Source organism: Pelomonas aquatica, assembly GCF_026712205.1.
Classification (GTDB): Bacteria; Pseudomonadota; Gammaproteobacteria; order Burkholderiales; family Burkholderiaceae_C; genus Pelomonas; species Pelomonas aquatica.
In genome coordinates, this window is the sequence record NZ_JAPPUW010000026.1 from 20,206 (window position 1) to 40,432 (window position 20,227).

The 20,227-nt window shown below is 69.7% G+C and carries 16 protein-coding genes; 10 read left to right on the forward strand and 6 right to left on the reverse strand.

Annotation, left to right across the window (positions count from 1 at the left end; translation table 11 throughout):
* Positions 1-23: 23 nt before the first annotated feature.
* The gene (locus NYP07_RS20880; protein ID WP_268153675.1) at positions 24-842 is read right to left on the reverse strand and encodes a pirin family protein; all 819 of its coding nucleotides are present in this window, start codon (positions 840-842) and stop codon (positions 24-26) included.
* A gap of 89 nt (positions 843-931) precedes the next feature.
* Between NYP07_RS20880 and NYP07_RS20885 the strand changes: the two genes are divergently transcribed.
* Entirely contained in the window at positions 932-1,876 is a 945-nt protein-coding gene (locus NYP07_RS20885) for a LysR family transcriptional regulator (protein WP_268153676.1), read from the forward strand.
* On the opposite strand, the gene ligA is transcribed toward NYP07_RS20885, so the two are convergent.
* Positions 1,827-3,869 (reverse strand): NAD-dependent DNA ligase LigA, encoded by a 2,043-nt coding sequence (gene ligA / locus NYP07_RS20890; protein ID WP_268153677.1) that lies wholly within the window; start codon positions 3,867-3,869, stop codon positions 1,827-1,829. The genes NYP07_RS20885 and ligA overlap by 50 nt on opposite strands.
* Positions 3,870-3,901: 32 nt before the next feature.
* Between ligA and NYP07_RS20895 the strand changes: the two genes are divergently transcribed.
* Together NYP07_RS20895 and NYP07_RS20900 are read left to right on the forward strand one after the other, a co-directional pair.
* Complete coding sequence (locus NYP07_RS20895) at positions 3,902-4,429, forward strand: hemerythrin domain-containing protein (protein ID WP_268153678.1); 528 nt, start codon at positions 3,902-3,904, stop codon at positions 4,427-4,429.
* A 200-nt stretch (positions 4,430-4,629) separates the two neighbouring features.
* On the forward strand, positions 4,630-6,501 hold the full coding sequence (locus NYP07_RS20900; RefSeq protein WP_268153679.1) for a carbohydrate-binding module family 20 domain-containing protein: 1,872 nt from the start codon (positions 4,630-4,632) through the stop codon (positions 6,499-6,501).
* Positions 6,502-6,619: 118 nt separating this feature from the next.
* Here NYP07_RS20900 and paeA read toward each other — a convergent pair whose 3' ends face one another.
* Genes paeA through smc form a run of 3 tightly spaced genes read right to left on the reverse strand, consistent with a single transcriptional unit; the run spans position 6,620 to position 12,482 of the window.
* The gene (paeA, locus tag NYP07_RS20905) at positions 6,620-7,921 is read right to left on the reverse strand and encodes a polyamine export protein PaeA (protein WP_268153680.1); all 1,302 of its coding nucleotides are present in this window, start codon (positions 7,919-7,921) and stop codon (positions 6,620-6,622) included.
* Positions 7,921-8,970 (reverse strand): cell division protein ZipA C-terminal FtsZ-binding domain-containing protein, encoded by a 1,050-nt coding sequence (locus NYP07_RS20910; protein ID WP_268153681.1) that lies wholly within the window; start codon positions 8,968-8,970, stop codon positions 7,921-7,923. The genes paeA and NYP07_RS20910 overlap by 1 nt, the downstream gene beginning before the upstream one ends.
* The gene (gene smc, locus NYP07_RS20915; RefSeq protein WP_268153682.1) at positions 8,967-12,482 is read right to left on the reverse strand and encodes a chromosome segregation protein SMC; all 3,516 of its coding nucleotides are present in this window, start codon (positions 12,480-12,482) and stop codon (positions 8,967-8,969) included. Before smc ends, NYP07_RS20910 begins: the two co-directional genes overlap by 4 nt.
* A 157-nt stretch (positions 12,483-12,639) precedes the next feature.
* Here smc and queF point away from each other — a divergent pair, with 157 nt between their 5' ends.
* The 6 genes from queF (at position 12,640) to NYP07_RS20945 (ending at position 19,233) form a co-directional block, all read left to right on the forward strand.
* Positions 12,640-13,080, forward strand: a complete 441-nt coding sequence (gene queF, locus NYP07_RS20920) for a preQ(1) synthase (protein WP_268153709.1) — start codon at positions 12,640-12,642, stop codon at positions 13,078-13,080.
* A complete protein-coding gene (gene dapC / locus NYP07_RS20925; protein ID WP_268153683.1) occupies positions 13,080-14,336 on the forward strand; it encodes a succinyldiaminopimelate transaminase in 1,257 nt (418 codons plus the stop codon). Before queF ends, dapC begins: the two co-directional genes overlap by 1 nt.
* Positions 14,333-15,157: a 2,3,4,5-tetrahydropyridine-2,6-dicarboxylate N-succinyltransferase gene (gene dapD / locus NYP07_RS20930; RefSeq protein WP_268153684.1), complete on the forward strand. Its 825-nt coding sequence runs from the start codon at positions 14,333-14,335 to the stop codon at positions 15,155-15,157. Before dapC ends, dapD begins: the two co-directional genes overlap by 4 nt.
* 112 nt (positions 15,158-15,269) lie before the next feature.
* Positions 15,270-16,430 carry a PilT/PilU family type 4a pilus ATPase gene (locus NYP07_RS20935; RefSeq protein ID WP_268153685.1) on the forward strand — a complete coding sequence of 387 codons (1,161 nt, stop codon included), beginning with the start codon at positions 15,270-15,272 and terminating at the stop codon, positions 16,428-16,430.
* A complete protein-coding gene (gene prmB / locus NYP07_RS20940; protein WP_268153686.1) occupies positions 16,427-17,287 on the forward strand; it encodes a 50S ribosomal protein L3 N(5)-glutamine methyltransferase in 861 nt (286 codons plus the stop codon). The genes NYP07_RS20935 and prmB overlap by 4 nt, the downstream gene beginning before the upstream one ends.
* Positions 17,284-19,233 carry an ATP-binding cassette domain-containing protein gene (locus NYP07_RS20945; RefSeq protein WP_268153687.1) on the forward strand — a complete coding sequence of 650 codons (1,950 nt, stop codon included), beginning with the start codon at positions 17,284-17,286 and terminating at the stop codon, positions 19,231-19,233. The genes prmB and NYP07_RS20945 overlap by 4 nt, the downstream gene beginning before the upstream one ends.
* Here the strand turns inward: NYP07_RS20945 and NYP07_RS20950 are convergent.
* Complete coding sequence (locus NYP07_RS20950) at positions 19,230-19,592, reverse strand: DUF1304 domain-containing protein (RefSeq protein WP_268153688.1); 363 nt, start codon at positions 19,590-19,592, stop codon at positions 19,230-19,232. The genes NYP07_RS20945 and NYP07_RS20950 overlap by 4 nt on opposite strands.
* 126 nt (positions 19,593-19,718) lie before the next feature.
* Here NYP07_RS20950 and NYP07_RS20955 point away from each other — a divergent pair, with 126 nt between their 5' ends.
* On the forward strand, positions 19,719-20,198 hold the full coding sequence (locus NYP07_RS20955; protein ID WP_268153689.1) for a MarR family winged helix-turn-helix transcriptional regulator: 480 nt from the start codon (positions 19,719-19,721) through the stop codon (positions 20,196-20,198).
* The last annotated feature ends 29 nt before the right edge of the window (positions 20,199-20,227 follow it).

Consider the following 20,227-nt stretch of genomic DNA (forward strand, 5'->3'; position numbering starts at 1 on the left):
GGGGGACTCCTTGATGGGGATCGTTAGGCTTGTTGTTGTCGCGGACTGAGGCGGCCCATGCCGCCGGACTGGAAGCGCTGCAGCGCGGCCACGACCTGGCCTTCGTCGCTCATGACGAAGGGGCCGTGGCGCACGATGGGTTCGCAGAGGGGGCGGCCCGAGAAGCAGGCCAGGCGCAGCGGTTCGCCGGCGATGATGGTGCTGCTGCCGCCCGGCGCCAGGCCGAGGGCGCAGCCCGCGGACAGCGGCAGCTCGCCCGCGTCGCCGCTGCCGTGGATGACGACGGCAAAGCCCTGCTCGCCGTCGCGCAGCGCGAAGTCGAAGCCGGCGCCGGCATCCACGTCGACGACGGCCAGCGCCGTCGGCCAGGGCAGCGCCAGTTCGGCCGTGCCGCCGAAGACCTGCACGGCCCGCCAGCCTGCGCCGATGCGGCGCGGCATCTGCGCGGCGCCCAGGCGCATCACGCCAGGGGCGCGCAGCTTCTGCTCGGCCGGCAGGTTGACGAAGATCTGCAGGCCATGGGCTTCGCGGCCGGCCTCGGCGGGGAATTCGTCGTGCATGAGGCCGCGGCCGGCCAGCGTCCAATGCAGGCCGCCCGGCAGGATCTCGTGCTCGCCGCCCAGGGAGTCGCGGCTGACCAGGGCCGTGGCCGAATCGTCGAAGAGATAGGTCACCGCCGAGAAGCCCGCGTGCGGATGCGGCGCGAAGGCCGCCTCGCTCATGCGGAAGTGGTCGACCAGGATGAAGGGGTCGAGCTGCACCAGCGGCTCGCGCCAGCCCTCGACCTGGAAACCAGTGCCGATGCGATGCCGCTGGGGCTGGAGCAGTCGGGGCGTTGACATGATGGCCGCGACTGTAGAGAGTTCCATTTACGGCGAATAGCCGCAGAATTCAAACGGACCGTTCCGGAAACGAAACGAAATAAAACGAGATGAAGATCGACGACCTGCTGCTGCTGGCCCAGGTGCACAAGGCCGGATCGCTGTCCGCAGCGGCCCGGCTGCTGGACCTGCCCAAGGCCACGCTGAGCCGGCGCCTGGCCGCGCTGGAGACCTCGGTCGGCGCCCGCCTCTTCGTGCCCGGCGCCAGCCGGCTGACGCTGACCGAACTGGGCGAACAGCTGGCCGAGCGCGCGGCGCGGCACGACGACGACATCGCCGAGACGCGCCAGTGGCTGGCCTCGCGCGACGCGACGCCGCAGGGGCGGCTGCGGGTGTCGGTGCCGGCCGAGTTCGCGATGCTGGTGCTGGCCGAGAGCCTCTCGCGCTTCGTGCGCCGCTACCCCAGGGTGGAGCTGGAAATCGACACGACGCCGCGCCGCGTCGACCTGTTCAACGAGCCCTACGACGTGGCCGTGCGCATGGGGCCGGTGGACGAGCCCGACCTCGTCGCCCGCCAGTACATGCTGCTGGAGCGCGGCCTGTACGCCAGCCCCGTCTACCTGCAGGCGCGGCCCGCGCCGCAGTCGCCGGCCGACCTGGCCGAACATGATTTCGTCGTGCTGAGCCAGGCCAAGGGCCTGTACCGCACGCTGCTCAACGGCAAGCAGACCGCCGAGGTGCAGATGCACGGGCCGCTGGAGACCAACTCCATCGGCCTGGTGCTGTCGCTGGTGCGGGCGGGCGGCGGCATCGGCAGCTTTCCCTATGGCATGGTCGCGTCCGACGTCGAGACCGGCACCCTGGTGCAGGTGCTGCCCGACTGGTGCTACGAGCCCCTGCCCGTGACGCTGCTGACGGCGAGCCGCCGGCTGATGCCGGCCAAGACCCGGGCCTTCATCGACCACCTCTTCGAAACCGCGCCCGGCTGGGCGCGGAGCCACTTCCTCAACCCGTCGCCAGCAAGGCCCTCAGCCCCGCCTCGTCGAGCACCGTGACGCCCAGCGTGCGCGCCTTCTCGAGCTTGCTGCCGGCCTCCTCGCCGGCGATGACGAAACTGGTCTTCTTCGACACCGAGCCGCTGACCTTGCCGCCGGCCTCCTCGATGAGGGCCTGGGCCTCGTCGCGGCTCAGCGTCGGCAGCGTGCCGGTCAGCACCAGCGTCCGGCCCAGCAACGGGCGCGGCCGGTCGTCGGCCTCGCCGGCGCTCTCCTTGGGCGCCACACCGGCCGCCAGCAACTGCTCGACGACCTCGACGTTGTGCGGCTGGGCGAAGAAGGTGTGGATGCTGGCCGCGACGATGGGCCCGACGTCGGCCACCTCCAGCAGCTGCTCGACGCTGGCCTTCATCAGCTTGTCCAGCGTGCCGAAGTGGCGCGCCAGCTCCTTGGCCGTCGTCTCGCCGACCTGGCGGATGCCGAGCGAGAACAGGAAGCGCGCGAGCGTGGGCTGCTTGCTCTTCTCCAGCGCGTCGGCGAGGTTCTGCGCGCTCTTCTCGGCCATGCGGTCCAGCGCGGCGAGCCTGGCCACGCCGAGCTTGTAGAGCCCGGGCAGGCTCTGCACGATGCCGGCATCGACGAGCTGCTCGACCAGCTTGTCGCCCAGGCCCTCGATGTCCATCGCGCGGCGGCCGGCGAAATGCAGCAGGGCCTGCCTGCGCTGGGCCGGGCAGAACACGCCACCGGTGCAGCGGTATTCGATGCTGCCCTTCTCGCGCGTGGCCGCGCTGCGGCAGACCGGGCATTCGCGCGGCATGCGGAAGTTGGGCACATAGCCGGGCCGCTCGCCGGGCACGCGGCCGACGACCTCGGGGATGACGTCGCCGGCGCGGCGGATGATGACCTTGTCGCCCACGCGCACGCCCTTGCGGCGCATCTCGAACACGTTGTGCAGCGTCGCGTTGGACACCGTCGTGCCGCCGACGAAGACCGGCTCCAGCCGCGCCACCGGCGTCAGCTTGCCGGTGCGGCCGACCTGGACGTCGATGGCCAGCAGCGTCGTGACCTGCTCCTGGGCCGGGTATTTGTGCGCCACGGCCCAGCGCGGCTCGCGGGTCTTGAAGCCGAGCTTGAGCTGCAGCTCGCGCGAGTTGACCTTGTAGACGACGCCGTCGATGTCGAAGGGCAGCGCATCGCGCCTGGCGGCCATCGCGCGGTGGAACTGCACCAGCCCGCCCGGGCCGGACGTGACGACGCGGTCGCCGTTGACCGGCAGGCCGAAGGCGGCCAGCGCGTCCAGCAGGCCCGCATGCGTGGCCGGCTGCTCCCAGCCCTGCACCTCGCCCAGGCCGTAGGCGTAGAAGCACAGCGGCCGCTGGCGCACCAGCGCCGGGTCGAGCTGGCGGATGGCACCGGCCGCCGTGTTGCGCGGATTCACGAAGGTCTTCTCGCCACGCTCGCGCTGGCGCTCGTTGAGCTTCTCGAAGTCGTCGCGGCGCATATAGACCTCGCCGCGCACCTCCAGCACGGGCATGTCCTCGGCTCGGCCCTTCAGCCGCAGCGGGATCTGGCCGATGGTGCGCACGTTCTGCGTGACGTCCTCGCCGGTCTCGCCGTCGCCGCGCGTGGCCGCCTGCACGAGCAGGCCGGCCTCGTAGCGCAGGTTCATCGCCAGGCCGTCGAACTTCAGCTCGGCGGCGTACTCGACCGGCGCATCAGCTTCCACGAGGCCAAGCTCGCGGCGCACGCGGGCGTCGAAGGCGATGGCGCCGCCCTCGGTCGTGTCCGTCTCGGTCGTGATCGACAGCATGGGCACGACGTGGCGCACCGGCGCCAGCCCCTCCAGCACGGCGCCGATGACGCGCCGCGTCGGCGAATCCGGCGCCAGCAGCTCCGGATGGGCCGACTCGATGGCCTGCAGCTCCGCGAACAGCTTGTCGTACTCGGCGTCCGGCAGCTCGGGCGCGTCGAGCACGTAGTAGAGATGGGCGTGGCGGTTGAGCTGGGCGCGCAGGTCGGCGGCGCGTTGGGCGAGGTCGGCGGGGGCGGTCATCGCCGCATTGTCGCGGGCAGACAATGCCCCGCATGAGTTCGAAGATCGCCCTGCACGCCGGCCCCGCCGTGGGTTTCGACCAGCCCTTCGAGATGCTGGCTGCCTGCCACGAACGCGTGCGCCGCAGCCTGGACCTGCTGCAGCGCCTGCAGGCCCATGTCGCCCGGCATGGCGTGGACGCCCAGGCACGCGACGCGGCGGCCGACGTGCTGCGCTACTTCGACCTGGCCGGCCCGGCCCACCACGAGGACGAGGAACGCCATGTGCTACCCCGCCTGCGCCAGCAGGGCCTGGCGGAACTGGCCGCGCGCCTGCAGGCCGATCACGCCGAGATGACGCGGCTCTGGGCCGCGCTGCGCCCGCCTCTGCTGGCCTGGGCGGCTGGAAAGGCAGCAGATTTGCCGGATGATCTGTTGCATAGCTACACAACCATCTATGCAGCGCATATGCCACTCGAAGAGGAGCAGGCCTTCCCTTCGGCCGCAGCGAATCTGGATGAGGCCACCTTGAAATTCATAGGCGTAGAGATGACCGCGCGGCGCCAGGGCAGCCGGCAGTGACGCGCTCCGAAGCGCCTCCCTCGCGCTCAATCTAGGGATATTTTTCGTCGATAGGTAGTTTTGCTACATCAATGATGCCGGCATTTACCTAGAGTCTGGGCACTTTCCCGGATCGGGAAAGGCGGCCGGGTCATGCAGTCGATCGGCCGAAGCAGCCGCCCCGCGACGAGGGCGGCGTCGAACCCCACGGAGACAGACCCATGCAAAAGCTGCCGCCGAGCCGCCGGCTCTTCCTCGCCCTGACGCTGGCCTCCAGCACCGCGCTGCTGGCAACCTTCGCGCCTCCTGCCCTGGCCCTGAACCCGAACTCCACGTCCGTGCAGATGTTCGAGTGGGCCTGGCCCGACATCGCCACCGAATGCACGCAGTGGCTGGGCCCCAAGGGCTTCGGGGGCGTGCAGATCTCGCCGCCCGGTGCGTCCAAGAACGCCAACGGCTGGTGGGGCGTCTACCAGCCGGTCAACTACGTCAACCTGAACAGCCGCATGGGCACGCCCGCGCAGCTGCAGAGCATGATCGCCAGTTGCCACGCGGCCGGCGTGCGCGTCTATGCGGACGTCGTCGTCAACCAGATGGCCGACGGCAGCGGCACGGCCACCGACGGCTCGACCTGGGATGCCGCCTCGCTGAGCTACCCCTACTTCAGCGCCAACGACTTCCACGCCAACTGCAGCATCGCCGCCACCGACTACAACTCGCCGGCCGGCCGCAGCAATGTGCAGAACTGCCGCCTCGGCGGCCTGCCCGACCTGGCCACCGAAAGCAGCTATGTGCAGGGCCAGATCGTCAACTACCTGAAGGCCCTGCTGGCCCTGGGCGTGGACGGCTTTCGCATCGATGCGGCCAAGCACATGCCCGCGAGCGCCTGGGCCTCGATCATGGGCGCCGTCAAGGCCGCCTACCCGACGACGCTGCAGGGCGAGCCCATCTGGGTCACGCAGGAAATCATCAACGACGGCGAGGTGGACCGGCCGAGCTATTTCCCGGTCGGCACGCTCAACGAGTTCCAGTTCACGTCGGCGATGCGCGACGTCTTCCGCGGCAACAACGGGCTGAGCCTGTCCAGCATCCCCGGCGTCATGGGCACCTGGGGCAACTGGGGCGGCAGCTGGGGCTTCATCCAGCCGCAGAACGCGACCGTCTTCATCACCAACTGGGACACCGAACGCAACGGCGGCTCGCTGAACATCAACAACGCGGTCAGCAATGACGCCGCCAATATGCGCTACACGCTGGCCAACATCTTCATGCTGGCCCAGGGCTATGGCGAGGCCCAGCTCTACTCGGGCTACAAGTTCAGCGACACCGGTGCCGACCGCCCCACGACCAGCCCCTACAGCGGCGGCGTGGCCCAGATCAATGTCGTCTGGGACTTCGCCCACCGCTGGACGCCGCTGGCCAATATGGTCGCGTTCCGCAACGCCAGCACCGGCCAGGCGCAACAGAACTGGATCGTCGGCGACAACGCCAACCAGGTGGCCTTCAGCCGCGGCAACGTCGGCTTCGCCGCGCTGAACAACAGCGGCAGCCCCTGGACGCGCAGCTTCTCCACCGGGCTGCCGGCCGGCACCTACTGCAATGTCATCAACGGCACGAAGAACGCCGCCGGCACCGGCTGCACGGCCGATTCGGTCACGGTGGACGCCGGCGGCAACGCCAGCTTCACGGTGCCGGCCAACAGCAGCGGCAGCACGCCGGCCGTGGCCATCTACACCGGCCAGGCGCTGACGGGCGGCGGCGGTGGCACGGGCTGCACCGTGAGCTTCACGATCGCCAACGCGAACACGAGCTGGGGCCAGAGCCTGCGCATCGTCGGCAACGTCGGTGGCCTGGGCGCCTGGGCGCCGGGCTCCGGCTTCGCGTTGACCATCCAGGGCTCGGGCGCCAACGTGCCGTGGACGGGCAGCGTGGGCCTGCCCGCCGGCGCGGCCATCCAGTACAAATATGTGAAATGGAACGGCTCGACCGCCGTCTGGGAAAGCAACCAGGCCACCGGCAGCGGCAACCGCGAGTTCACGAGCTGCGCGGGCGGCGGCACGCAGTCGCGCAACGACGGCAACTTCAAGTTCTGAAGGCCTTCGCCGGCGCCCGGCCGGCCTCGGCCGGCGAAGCGCTCGCGGATGCTGCGGCGCGGCTTGTAGGGCCTGGCCGGGGACGCACAGCCCCGACCGTTCGATTTCGGCCTCTGGGTCAGGACATGTTCGACGGGGCGATGGGCGTGATCATCACCTGGTCCACCCGGTGGCTGTCCACGTCGACGACCTCGAAGCGCCAGCCCTCCCATTCGACGACGTCGGTGCGCCGCGGGATGCGGCGCAGCATGACCATCAGGAAGCCGGCCAGCGTGTCGTACTGGCCGGCATGCGGCCAGCCGTCGATGCCCAGCGCGCGCTCCACGTCGGGGATGGGCGTGATGCCGTCGGCCAGGAAGGAGCCGTCCTCGCGGCGCACGATCTGCTCCTCGTAGTGCGGCGCAACGAGGCTGCCCATCACCGTGCTCATCACGTCGTTCAGCGTGATGACGCCCACCACCAGGCTGTACTCGTTGACGACGACCGCGAAGTCCTCGTGCGCCTCGCGGAACTGCGTCAGCATCTCGGACAAGGTCAGCCGGTCCGGCACGATCAGCACCTTCTTGACCAGGCCGGCGCCCCCGTCGCGCAACGAAAGCGCCTCGCCACGCAGCACGCGCTGGAACAGGTCGGTCGCGTCCACATAGCCGGCGACCTGATCGATGCCGTCATCGCACACCAGGTAGGTGGAGTGCGGCGTGTCGGCAATCCGGTTGCGGATCAGCACATCGTCTTCGTCGCGCGAGAAGAACACGATGCTCTCGCGCGTCGTCATGACCGTCTCGACGGTGCGGGTGTCCAGCTCGAACACATTGGCGATGACCTGCTGTTCCTCGTCGGCGACGACACCGGCCTGGTAGCCGGCCTCGGTCAGCGCCAGGATGTCGCGGTAGCTGATGGTCTCGTCGCGCTTGGCCGGCAGGCCCAGCAGGCGGATCAGGCCCTCGGTGATGCCGCTGAAGAACCAGGCCAGCGGCCGCAGCAGCCGGCACAGCAGCAGCATGGGCCCGACCAGCGCCATCGCCACGCGCTCCGGCTCGCTCATCGACAGGCGCTTGGGCACCAGGTCGGCCATCACGATGAAGAGGGCCGTGATGCTGGCGAAGGAGCCGGCGAAGCCCAGCGTGGCCGCCAGCTCCGGTGCCATCACGACGCGCAGCGCCGCCTCGAAATGCGGCGTGAACGCGCCCTCGCCGACGATGCCGGCCAGGATCGCAACGGTGTTGACGCCGATCTGCACGACGGTGAAGTAGTCGCCCGGGCGCTCCTGCACGGCCAGCACGCGGGCCGCGCGGGCGTCGCCGGCGTCGGCGCGCTGCTGCAGGTTGAGCCGCCGCGAGGCCGCCAGCGACAGCTCGGCCATCGAGAAGAACGCACTGCCGAGGATCAGCAGGCTGATCAGCAGCAGGCTGGTCGTCATCAGCTGAACAACCTGCGGGCGGCCGGTGACCCCGCCGCCAGGTCGCGCTCGGCGAGCGCCTCGTAGAGCTTCTTCAGCTCGACGTCGATGGACGCGAAGGCATGCAGGCCCAGCACCTGGCCGCGGTCGTCGCAGACCTCGGCCTCCAGGTCGCGGGCCAGCGCGCGGGCGGCCTCCTGCCAGGCCGCGAAGGGCTCGGCCTCGGCCGGCGTCTGCGGCACGTCCAGGGCCAGCGTCAGCACCCGCAGCGACAGGGCCTCGGGGTCTTCGGCCAGCGCGGCCTGGGCGTCGAACTGCAGGGTCAGCACCGGTGGCGCACCCTCCTCGGCGGACGGCAGCACGAGGCGGCCCGGCAATGCACCGGCGACGAAGCCGTGGCGGGCCGCGGACTGCTGCACGAAGCCCGGCGTCCAGGCCGCGGCCTTGGCGCGCAGCAGCAGGGCCAGCTGCGCATCGTGGCTGGCGGCGAACTGGTCCAGCTCGCGGGCGCGGGCGACGACGTCCAGCATGTCGGGGAACTGCACGAAGCCGCCGACGCCATCGGCAAAGGCCTGGATCTTCTGCACGAACTCGGAGTATTCGATCTCGTTGAGCGCGCCACTGCGGTTGGCCATCTTCAGGCCGGCCTGGAACTCGCCGTAGCGCTGGCCCGGCTCGGGCAGTTCCCAGTCGCCGCTCTCGGCGTTCAGGCCCTCGATCTGCAGCGGCTTGGTGCCGGCGCGGCGGCTGCCGGGCTGGTGCTGCAGGGCCAGTGCACCGGCGACGGGCTGCTCGACGGTGATGGTCGCGATCGCGTCGATCAGCGCATCGATGCGGTTGGAAGGCCGGCGCGCCGGGCGTACGACCGCGGGCAGGTTCACTTCCAGCGGCTCGGCCTCGCCCGCGACTTCACCAGGACTCGGCGGCGCGTCGAAGTGCGGCTCCTCCATCGGCGACGGCGCGGCGCGCTTGGGGCCGGCCTTGCGCGCGGCCCAGGCGCCATGGGCGACGACGCCGGCCAGCACGATGCCGCCGGCCATTGCGAGAAGTTGGGTCAGAGTGACGGTCATGCCATTTCGGCCATTGAAAGAGCCTTGTCCATGTCGACGGCGACGATACGGGACACGCCCTGCTCCTGCATCGTCACGCCGATCAATTGTTCCGCCATCTCCATCGCGATCTTGTTGTGCGAGATGAAGAGGAATTGGGTCACGCGGCTCATCTGCGAGACGAGCTTGGCATAACGCTCGGTGTTGGCGTCATCCAGCGGCGCGTCCACCTCGTCGAGCAGGCAGAAGGGCGCGGGGTTGAGCTGGAAGATCGCGAACACCAGCGCGATGGCCGTCAGCGCCTTCTCGCCACCCGAGAGCAGGTGGATGGTGCTGTTCTTCTTGCCCGGCGGCTGGGCCATGACCTGCACGCCGGCGTCCAGGATCTCGTCGCCCGTCATGACCAGCCGGGCCTGGCCGCCGCCGAACAGCTCGGGGAACATGCGGCCGAAGTGCTCGTTGACCTGGTTGAAGGTCGAGCCCAGCAGGTCGCGCGTCTCGAGGTCGATCTTGTGGATCGCGTCTTCCAGCGTCTTGATGGCCGCGTTCAGGTCGGCGCATTGCGAGTCGAGGAAGGTCTTGCGCTCGCGGGCCGCGGTCAGCTCGTCCAGCGCGGCGAGGTTGACGGCGCCCAGGGCTGCGATCTCGCGGTTGATGCGGTCGATCTCGCCCTGCAGGCCGTGGAGCTTCACGGCGCCGTCCTCGATGGACTTCGCCAGCGCTTCCAGGTCCACCGCGGCGGCTTCGAGCTGCTCGCAGTACTGCGCGCCGCCGAGCTGAGCGGCCTGCTCTTCGAGCTGCAGCTTGGTGATGGCCTCGCGCAGCGGGTCCAGGCTGCGCTCGAAGCCGAGGCGCTGCTCGTCGGCCTTGCGCAGGCGCAGCGACAGGTCGTCGTAGCTGGCACGCACGGCGGCCAGCGCCTGTTCGCGCTCGACCTTCAGCGCCAGCGCGTCCTGCAGGCCGGCCTGCGCGGCGGCGTCGTTGAAGCCGTCCAGCTCGGTCTGCAGGCTGGCCGCGGAACTGGCCACCGTGGCGATCTGGGCCTGCGCCGTCTCGATGCCGCGCTGCAGCTCGCCGCGGCGGGCGGCCAGCGTCTGCGTCGCGAAGCGGGCTTCCTGCGAACGCCGCTCCAGCGTGCGCAGCTGCTCGCGCGCGTCGGCCAGCTTGCGCTCGGCGGCGATGACGCCGTCGTCGAGTTCCGCGTGGCGCTGCTGAGCGTCGCCGAGCTGAATGTCCAGTTCCTCGAAGCGCGCCTCGCCGACCGCGCGGCGCTCCTGCAGGCTTTCCTGCTGGGCGGCGATCTCGGCCAGCTCGGCATCCAGCGCGCTGCGGCGCTGCTGGCTGGCCTCGGCCTGCTGCGTGAGGCGCAGCAGTTCGACATGGATCTGGTGGGCGCGCGTCTGCGTCTCGCTGGCCTCGCGGCGCAGCGCGGCCAGCCGGCCGTTGGCGTCGTTGAACTGGTGCTCGAAGCGGCCCAGCGACAGGCGGGCCTCGTCGGCGATCAGGTTCTGCGCGCGCTGGGCCGTCGTCAGCTGCTCGATCTCCTGGGCGCGGGCCAGCAGGCCGGCCTGCTCGGAGTCGGGCGCGTAGAAGGTCACCGAGAACTGGCCGACCGCATGGCCCTGCGGCGTCAGGATCAGCTCGCCGTGCGTGAGCTTGCCGCGCTCGGCCAGCGCCGCGTCGAGGTGGGGCGCCGTGTAGACGCCTTCCAGCCAGTCGTTCAGCAGCGCGACGAGGCCGGCGTCCTCCAGCTTCAGCAGCGCGCTCAGCTTGGGCAGGGTCTCGTGGGTGTTGGCTATTGAACCCGCCGGCGTCGAATAGAAGGCCAGGCGGGCCGGCGGTGCGTCGGCCTCGAAGGCGCGCACCGTGTCCAGCCGGCCCACGCTCAGCGCGCCCATGCGCTCGCGCAGCGCGGCTTCGAGGGCGTTCTCCCAGCCCTGCTGGATGTGCAGGCGCGTCCACAGGCCCTGCAGGCCGTCGAGGCCATGCTTGGCCAGCCAGGGCTTGAGCTTGCCCTCGGTCTGCACCTTTTCCTGCAGAGCGCGCAAAGCCTCCAGCCGCGCGCTCAGCTCGGACTGCCTGGCCAGCTGGGCATTGGCATCCTGCTGCGCGGCGCGGCGCTGCTCTTCCAGCTGGGGCAGTTGCTCGGCCAGCTCGTGCAGCCGGGCATCGGCGAGGTCGCGGGCTTCGTCGGCTTCCGCGCTGCGGGCCTTCAGCGCCTCCAGCGCCTCGTGATCGGGGGCGCCCAGCGCGCGCGACTCGGCCGTCAGCCGGTCCTCGCGCTGCCGCAGCGCCCTCGCCTGCTCGTCCACGCTGCGGCTCTCGGCGGCCAGCACCTGGATCTGCTGCTGCACCTGGGCCACCAGCGTGCGCTGCTCGTTGCTGCGGGCCTGGGCGGCGCGCAGCGCGTCCTCGGCCAGCGGCAGCTGGGCCTGCTGCTCCTCGGCCTGGGCGGCCAGGATCTCGCTCTGCTCGTCGGCGCCGGCGATCTGCTCGGCAATGCCTTCCAGCTCGGCGGCCGACTGCTCGACGCGCTCACGCCACTGCTGGTCCTGCGCATGCAGCTCGGCCAGGCGCTGCTGGGCGCGGTTGCGGCTCTCGACGACGAAGCGGATGCGCTCCTCCAGCCGGCTCACTTCCAGCTGCGCCTCGGCATAGCGGCTCTGGCTGCCGTGCAGCTCGTCGCCGGCCGCGTAATGCTGCTGGCGCGTTTCTTCCAGCGTGGCCTCGACGGCGCGCAGCTCGGCGGTGCGCGACTCCAGCGCATTCAGCGCCTCGGCATGCGCGGCCTTCACGCGCGTGGCCTCGTTGCCGGCATCGCGCAGCTTAAACCACCAGAGCTGGTGCAGCTTCAGCGTGCCGGCGTCCTGCAGTTGCCGATAGCTGGCCGCCACCTCGGCCTGGCGCTCCAGCTTTTCGAGATTGCTGTTGAGCTCGCGCAGGATGTCGTCGACGCGGGTCAGGTTCTCGCGCGTGTCCTTCAGGCGGTTCTCGGTCTCGCGGCGGCGTTCCTTGTACTTGGACACGCCGGCCGCTTCTTCGAGGAAGAGGCGCAGCTCCTCGGGCTTGCTCTCGATGATGCGCGAGATGGTGCCCTGGCCGATGATGGCGTAGGCACGCGGCCCCAGGCCCGTGCCGAGGAACACGTCCTGCACGTCGCGCCGGCGCACCGGCTGGTTGTTGATGAAGTAGCTGCTGGTGCCGTCGCGCGTCAGCACGCGCTTCACGGCGATCTCGGTGAACTGGTTCCACGGGCCGCCGGCGCGGGCGGAACTGTTGTCGAACACCAGCTCCACGCTGGAGCGCCCCGCGGGCTTGCGGTTGCCGGAGCCGTTGAAGATGACGTCCTGCATGGACTCGCCGCGCAGCTCGCTGGCCTTGCTCTCGCCCAGCACCCAGCGCACCGCGTCCATGATGTTGGACTTGCCGCAGCCGTTGGGGCCGACGACGCCGACGAGCTGCCCGGGCAGCTGGAAGGTCGTGGGTTCGGCAAAGGACTTGAAGCCGGCCAGCTTGATCGAATTCAGCCGCATGAAGGAGGCGCGTAAGCCGTTGATTTGGCTAAAGAAAAGCGCCTTTCAGGGGCGCTTAGATGGGGCTGGATGATAGCATTCGCCCCCTCGCAAGACCCACATGATCATGGCTACCAAGAAGTCCCCCGCCCCCGCTGCCGCCAAGAAGAAGCCCAAGATGCGCGAGGTGCCGCCCAACCCGCCGAGCAAGCCCAGCAAGGACATCCTGGTCTTCCCGAACCCGAATCCCGAGCGCGACTACGTCATCCAGTTCCAGGTGCCCGAGTTCACCTGCCACTGCCCGCTGACCGGCCAGCCCGACTTCGCCTACTTCACGATCGACATGATCGCGGACGAGTTCTGTGTCGAGCTCAAGAGCCTGAAGATGTACTTCTGGAGCTACCGCGACGAAGGCGCCTTCCACGAGAAGGTCACGAACAAGATCCTGGACGACATCGTCAAGGTCACCGACCCGCGCTTCATCCGCATCACGGCCAAGTGGTATGTGCGCGGCGGCATCTACACCAATGTCGTTGCCGAGCACCGCAAGCCGGGCTGGACGCCCGCACCGCGCGTGGAGCTGCCGGCGCATGGTTTCGAGAGCGGGATGCTGGGCTGATGAATCCGTTGCTCGACCGGCTGCAGCCCTACCCCTTCGAACGCCTACGCGCGCTGACCGCCGGCATCACACCCAACCCGGCGCTGGCGCCGATCTCGCTGGGCATCGGCGAGCCCCGCCATGCCGCGCCGGCCCTGATCGAAGAGGCCATCAAGGGCGCGATGAAGGGCCTGTCGGGCTACCCGGCCACGGCCGGCTCGCCGGCCCTGCGCGAGGCCATCGCCGGCTGGATCGCCCGCCGCTACGGCCTCACGCTGGACCCGCCCACGCAGGTGCTGCCCGTCAACGGCTCGCGCGAGGCGCTGTTCGCCATCGCGCAGACGGTCATCGATTCGAGCCGCGCGGGCGCCACGGTGGTCTGCCCCAACCCCTTCTACCAAATCTACGAGGGCGCGGCGCTGCTGGCCGGTGCCGAGGTGGCCTACGCCAACTCCGACCCGGCGCGCAATTTCGCCGTCGACTGGTCGCAGATCGACGACGCCACCTGGGCCAGGACGCAGCTGCTCTACGTCTGCTCGCCGGGCAACCCCAGCGGCGCGGTGATGCCGCTCGCCGAATGGCAGGCGCTGTTCGAGCTGAGCGACAGGCACGGCTTCGTCATCGCTTCCGACGAGTGCTACTCGGAGATCTATTTCCGCGACGAGGCGCCGCTCGGCGGCCTGGAGGCCGCCGCCAGGCTGGGCCGCAGCGACTTCAGGAACCTGATCGCGTTCACGTCGCTGTCCAAGCGCTCCAATGTGCCGGGCCTGCGCTCGGGCTTCGTGGCCGGCGACGCGGCGCTGCTGAAGAAATTCCTGCTCTACCGCACCTACCACGGCAGCGCGATGAGCCCCATCGTGCAGGCCGCCAGCATCGCGGCCTGGGGCGACGAGGCCCATGTCGTCGACAACCGCGCGCGCTACCGACGCAAATTCGCCGAGGTCACGCCGCTGCTGGCCGAGGTGCTGGACGTGGCCCTGCCCGACGCCGGCTTCTACCTGTGGGCGGCTGTTCCTGAATGTTTCAGCCCCCATGCCCCCCGAGGGGGGCATGGCGCCTTGGGGCGGCCCGGCGCCGCCTTGGGTGACGACATCGCCTTCGCCCAGGGCCTGCTCGCTCAATACAATCTCGCGGTCCTGCCGGGCAGCCTGCTGGCCCGCGAAGCCCACGGCAACAACCCCGGCGCCGGGCGCATCCGCCTCGCTCTCGTCGCCGACGAGGCCGAATGCCTCGAAGCCGCCCGCCGCATCGTTTCCTTCACGAAATCCCTGTCATGAACACCGCCGAACTGCAAAGCCTGATCGACCTCGCCTGGGACAACCGCGCCTCGCTCGACCCCACCAATGCCCCCGAGCTGCGCGAGGCCGTCGAGCATGTCATCGCCGAGCTGGACGCGGGTCGCCTGCGCGTGGCCACCCGCGAGGGCGTCGGCCAGTGGACGGTGCACCAGTGGATCAAGAAGGCCGTGCTGCTGTCCTTCCGCCTGAACGACAACCGCCTCATGGGCGACAAGGACCTGACCTTCTTCGACAAGGTGCCGACCAAGTTCGCTGGCATGAGCGAGGCCGAGCTGCGCGCCACCGGCGTGCGCGTCGTGCCGCCGGCCGTCGCCCGCCGCGGCAGCTTTCAGGCCAAGAACGTCGTGCTGATGCCCAGCTACGTCAACATCGGCGCCTACGTCGACGAAGGTGCCATGGTCGACACCTGGGCCACCGTCGGCTCCTGCGCGCAGATCGGCAGGAACGTGCACCTGAGCGGCGGCGTCGGCATCGGCGGCGTGCTGGAGCCGCTGCAGGCCAGCCCGACCATCATCGAGGACAACTGCTTCATCGGCGCCCGCTCCGAGGTCGTCGAGGGCGTCATCGTCGAGGAGAACTCGGTCATCTCGATGGGCGTCTACATCGGCCAGAGCACGCCCATCTACGACCGCGCGACCGACACGGTGAGCTACGGCCGCATCCCGGCCGGCTCCGTCGTCATCTCGGGCTCGCTGCCCAAGGACGGCGGCCGCTACTCGCTGTATGCGGCCATCATCGTCAAGCGCGTCGATGCACAGACGCGCTCGAAGACGAGCATCAACGAACTGCTGCGCGCCTGACCATGGCTCACCCCCTACGCGCTTCGCGCGCCCCCTTCGAGGGGGCACCGCCGATGGACCGGCAAAGCCGGATTCATGGCAGTCGCTGGGTCAATACCGAGGAGGCTTCGGCATGAGTGGGGGGAACATGGAGCGCATCCTGCGGCTGATGGCCGACAAGGGTGCTTCGGACTGCTATCTGTCGGCCAATATGCCGGTGCTGATCCGCATCAACGGGCAGACCGTGCAGCTCTCCGACCAGCTCCTCACGCCGCCGCAGCCGCGCCAGCTCATCGCCGAGGTCATCGACCCGGCCAGCCTGGCCGAGCTGGACAACAGCGGCGAGCTGAACATGGCCGTCGGCGTGTCCGGCGTCGGCAGCTTCCGGCTGTCGGGCTTTCGCCAGCGCGGCTCCATCGCCGGCGTGTTCCGGCACATCCCGCACGACATCCCGACGCTGGAGAGCCTGAGCCTGCCGCCCATCCTCGGCCAGATGATCAAGGAGAAGCGCGGCCTGATCCTGATGGTGGGCGCCACCGGCACCGGCAAGAGCACGACGCTGGCGTCCATGCTGGAGCTGCGCAACCAGACGATGACCGGGCACATCCTCACCATCGAGGACCCGATCGAATACCTGTTCAGCAACAAGCGCTCGGTCGTCAACCAGCGCGAGATCGGCCGCGACACGGCCTCGCTGCAGGTCGCGCTGAAGAACGCGCTGCGCCAGGCGCCGGACTGCATCCTGATCGGCGAGATCCGCGACCGCGACACGATGACGGCGGCCATCAGCTATGCGCTGTCCGGCCACCTCGTGCTGGCCACGCTGCACGGCAACAACACCTACCACGCGCTGAACCGCATCCTGTCCTTCTACACGCCCGAGTCCCGCCCGGCGCTGCTGAACGACCTCGCGGCCGGCCTGAAGGCCATCGTGTCGCAGCGCCTGGTGCGCGCGACGGCCGGCGGGCGCGTGCCCGTCATCGAGATCCTGCTGAACACCAAGCTGACGGCCGAGCTCATCGAGCAGGGCGACTTCGCCGGCGTGAAGGAGGCGATGGAGAAATCCATCGCCGAGGGCTCGCAGACCTACGAAGAGCATTTCGCCAAGCTCATCACCGACGGCACCATCAGCCGCGAGGAAGGCCTGGCCTTCGCCGACTCGCCGACCAACCTGCTGTGGCGGCTGCAGAACGAAGCGCCGGGCGCCCGCCTCACGGCCGCGCCGCGCAAGGAAGAAAAGGCGGGCGACGAGGCCAGCTTCACCGAAATCACGCTCGACGTGCGCACCCCTTGAAACTGATCGCCTGCATCGAATCCCAAGCCGCCCGCCTCGCCCAGGCGGGCTTGTTTTTTGGCCACGGCACGACCAACGCCTTCGACGAGGCCATGTGGCTGGCGCTGTGGCGCCTGGGCCTGCCGCTGGACGCGCTTGACGAGCATGAGGAGCGCGAGCTGACGGCGGACGAGGAAGCCGCCATCGCCGCGCTGATCGACGAGCGCATCGCCACCCGCAAGCCGGCCGCCTACCTGACCGGAGAAGCCTGGCTGCAGGGCGTGCCGTTCACGATCGACGAACGCGCCATCGTGCCGCGCAGCTTCATCGCGGAGCTGATCGCCGACGCCAGCATCGACCCCTGGCTGAACCCGGCGAGCCGCCGCGTGCTGGACCTGTGCACCGGCAACGGCAGCCTGGCCGTGCTGGCGGCCATGGCCTGGCCGGACGTCGACGTGGATGCGCTGGACATCGACGTCAACGCGCTGGCCGTGGCCAGGCTGAACGTGGAACGACACAACCTCGCGCTGCGCATTCGCCTGCTGCAAGGCGACGGCCTCGCCGGCGCCGAAGGCCGCTACGACCTCATCCTCTGCAACCCGCCCTACGTCAACAGCGCGAGCATGGCCGCCCTGCCCGCCGAGTACCGCGCCGAGCCCGAGCTGGCCCTGGCCGGCGGCGCCGACGGCATGGACTTCATCCGCGAGCTGCTGCGCGCCGCGCCCGCCGCGCTGGCCGACGACGGCGTGCTGGTGCTGGAGATCGGCAACGAGCGCGAGCACTTCGAGGCGGCCTTCCCGACGCTGGAAGTCGTCTGGATGGAAACCTCCTCCGGCGCCGACCAGGTGCTGCTGGTGACCAAGGAAAACCTGCTGTGATCACGCTGCGCGACATCACGCTGCGCCGCGGCGTCAAGGTGGTGCTGGACGCCGCGTCCGCGACGCTGCAGCCCGGCGAGAAGATCGGCCTCGTGGGCCGCAATGGCGCCGGCAAGTCCAGCCTGTTCGCGCTGCTGACCGGGCGCCTGTCGAACGACCGCGGCGAGGTCGAGGTGCCGAAACACTGGCGCCGCTCCGAGGTGGCCCAGAACATGCCCGAGACCGAGGACGGCGCGACCGACTTCGTGCTGCAGGGCGACCTGACGCTGATGGCCGCCCGCGTGGCGCTGGCCGAGGCTGAAGCCGCCGAGGACGGCCACGCGATGGCCGAGGCCCACGCGGCGCTGGCCGACGCCGGCGCCTTCGACGCCCGCTCGCGCGCCCAGGCGCTGCTGATGGGCCTGGGCTTCAGGACCGAGCAGCTGGACGCACCGGTCAACAGCTTCTCCGGCGGCTGGCGCATGCGCCTGCAGCTGGCCCGCGCGCTGATGTGCCCGGCCGAGCTGATGCTGCTGGACGAACCCACCAACCACCTGGACCTGGACGCCCTGGTCTGGCTGGAAGCCTGGCTGCAGCGCTACGACGGCACGCTGATCGTCATCAGCCACGACCGCGAGTTCCTCGACGCGATCACCAAGGTCACGCTGCATCTGGACGAAGGCAAGCTGGTGCGTTACGGCGGCAACTACACCAGCTTCGAGACGCAGCGCGCCGAACGCATGGTGCTGCAGCAGGCCGCGTTCGCGCGCCAGCAGGAGAAGGTCGCCCACCTGCAGAAGTTCATCGACCGCTTCAAGGCCAAGGCCAGCAAGGCCAAGCAGGCGCAGAGCCGCGTGAAGGCGCTGGAGCGGATGGAGAAGCTGGCGCCCGTGCTGGCCTCGGCCGACTTCGACTTCGAGTTCCGCGAGCCGCTGAACCTGCCCAACCCGATGCTGATGTTCGACGAGCTGTCGGCGGGCTATCGCACCGACGAAGGCGACAAGATCATCGTGCGCGGCGTGGACCGCTCGGTGCTGGCCGGCCAGCGCATCGGCATCCTCGGCGCCAACGGCCAGGGCAAGTCCACGCTGGTCAAGACCATTGCCCGCGCGCAGGCGCCCATGGGCGGCAGGCTGACCGAGGGCAAGGGCCTGTCCATCGGCTACTTCGCCCAGCAGGAGCTGGATGTGCTGCGCCTGGACGAAGGGCCGCTTGCGCACATGGTGCGCCTGGCCCGCGATGTCGGCCCGCCCGGCCGAGAGCAGGAACTGCGCGACTTCCTCGGCCAGTTCCGCTTCACCGGCGACATGGTCAACCAGCAGGTCGGCAGCCTGTCCGGCGGCGAGAAGGCGCGGCTGGTGCTGGCCATGCTGGTGTGGCAGCGCCCCAACCTGCTGCTGCTGGACGAGCCGACCAACCACCTGGACCTGAACACCCGCGAGGCGCTGTCGCTGGCGCTGAACGAATTCGAAGGCACCGTCATGCTGGTCAGCCACGACCGCGCGCTGCTGCGCGAGGTCTGCGACGAGTTCTGGCTGGTGGCCGACGGCGTCGTCAAGCCCTTCGACGGCGACCTGGACGACTACCAGCGCTGGCTGCTGGACCAGAGCAAGGAAGCGGCGCGCGCGGCCAAGAAGGGCTCGTCAGCCCCTGCGCCGGCGCCCGTCGTCGCTGCCGCGCCAGCCCCGGCGCCCGCACCGCGCGAGGACCGCAAGGCCTCCGGCCAGGCCCGCGCCAAGCTCGCCGAGCAGACGCGCCCGCTGCGCAAGGAGATGGAAGCCATCGACAAGCGCCTGCACGCGCTGGCCGAGGAGCGCGCCGAGATCGAGGCCCAGCTCGCCGAAGGTGCCGCCGCATCGGCGATCGCCGAGATGGGCAAGCGGCTGAAGGCGATTGCCGACCAGCTCGAAGCCGACGAGATGCGCTGGCTGGAACTGGGCGAGCAGATCGAGGCGATGAGCGCCTAAAGCGCGAAGACCGCTGCCAGCGCGAGCGCGCCGGGCAGCGCCTGCACGAACAGGATCTTCCTGGACGCCGTGGCCGCGCCGAACACGCCGGCCACGACGACGCAGCCCAGGAAGAACAGCAGCCAGGGCCGGCCCGCGCCCGCGGCGCCCTGCATCAGCCCCCACGCCAGGCCGGCGACGAGGAAGCCGTTGTAGAGGCCCTGGTTGGCCGCGAGCGCCTTGCTCTGCTCGGCGAAGTCGGCCTTCAGCCCGAAGGCCTTGCGGCCCAGCGGCTTGGTCCAGAAAAACATCTCCAGCACCAGGAAGTACAGGTGCAGCAGCGCCACCAGCGCGGCCAGCACGTTCGCAAGCATCAGCATTGCCACTCTCCTCGTCGTTCTCTATTGGTCGGGCCGGCGCATCGTCGCAGATCGCCACGAAGCAGCCTGCCTCCCAAAAGACCATTTAACTTGCACGCAATTAAATTGCTGACTACATTATCAACCATGCCACGCAGCAAGCCTCCCGCCACCGACGTCCGCGAGCAATGGCTGCTGCTGGACCGCCAGCTCTGCTTCGCGCTCTACAGCAGCTCGCTGGCCATGACCCGGATCTACAAGCCGCTGCTGGCGCCGCTGGGCCTGACCTATCCGCAATACCTCGTCATGCTGGTGCTGTGGGAGCTGGACGGCCCGAGCGTGTCGCAACTCGGCCAGCGCCTGTCGCTGGACTCGGGCACGCTGACCCCGCTGCTCAAACGCCTGGAAAGCCTCGGCCACATCGAGCGCCGGCGCGCCCGCGACGACGAGCGCCGCGTCGACATCTTCCTGACCCCCCAGGGCCGCAAGCTGCGCGAGCAGGCCTTGGACATCCCCGGCCAACTCGCCTGCGCCAGCGCCTGCGAGCTGGACGAGGTCATCGCGCTGACCCAGCGCCTGCAGCAGTTGCGCCAGCAGCTGAACCGGGCCGCCGATGCGGCCGCCTAACTTTTCCCCCACCCACCACCCAAGGAGCC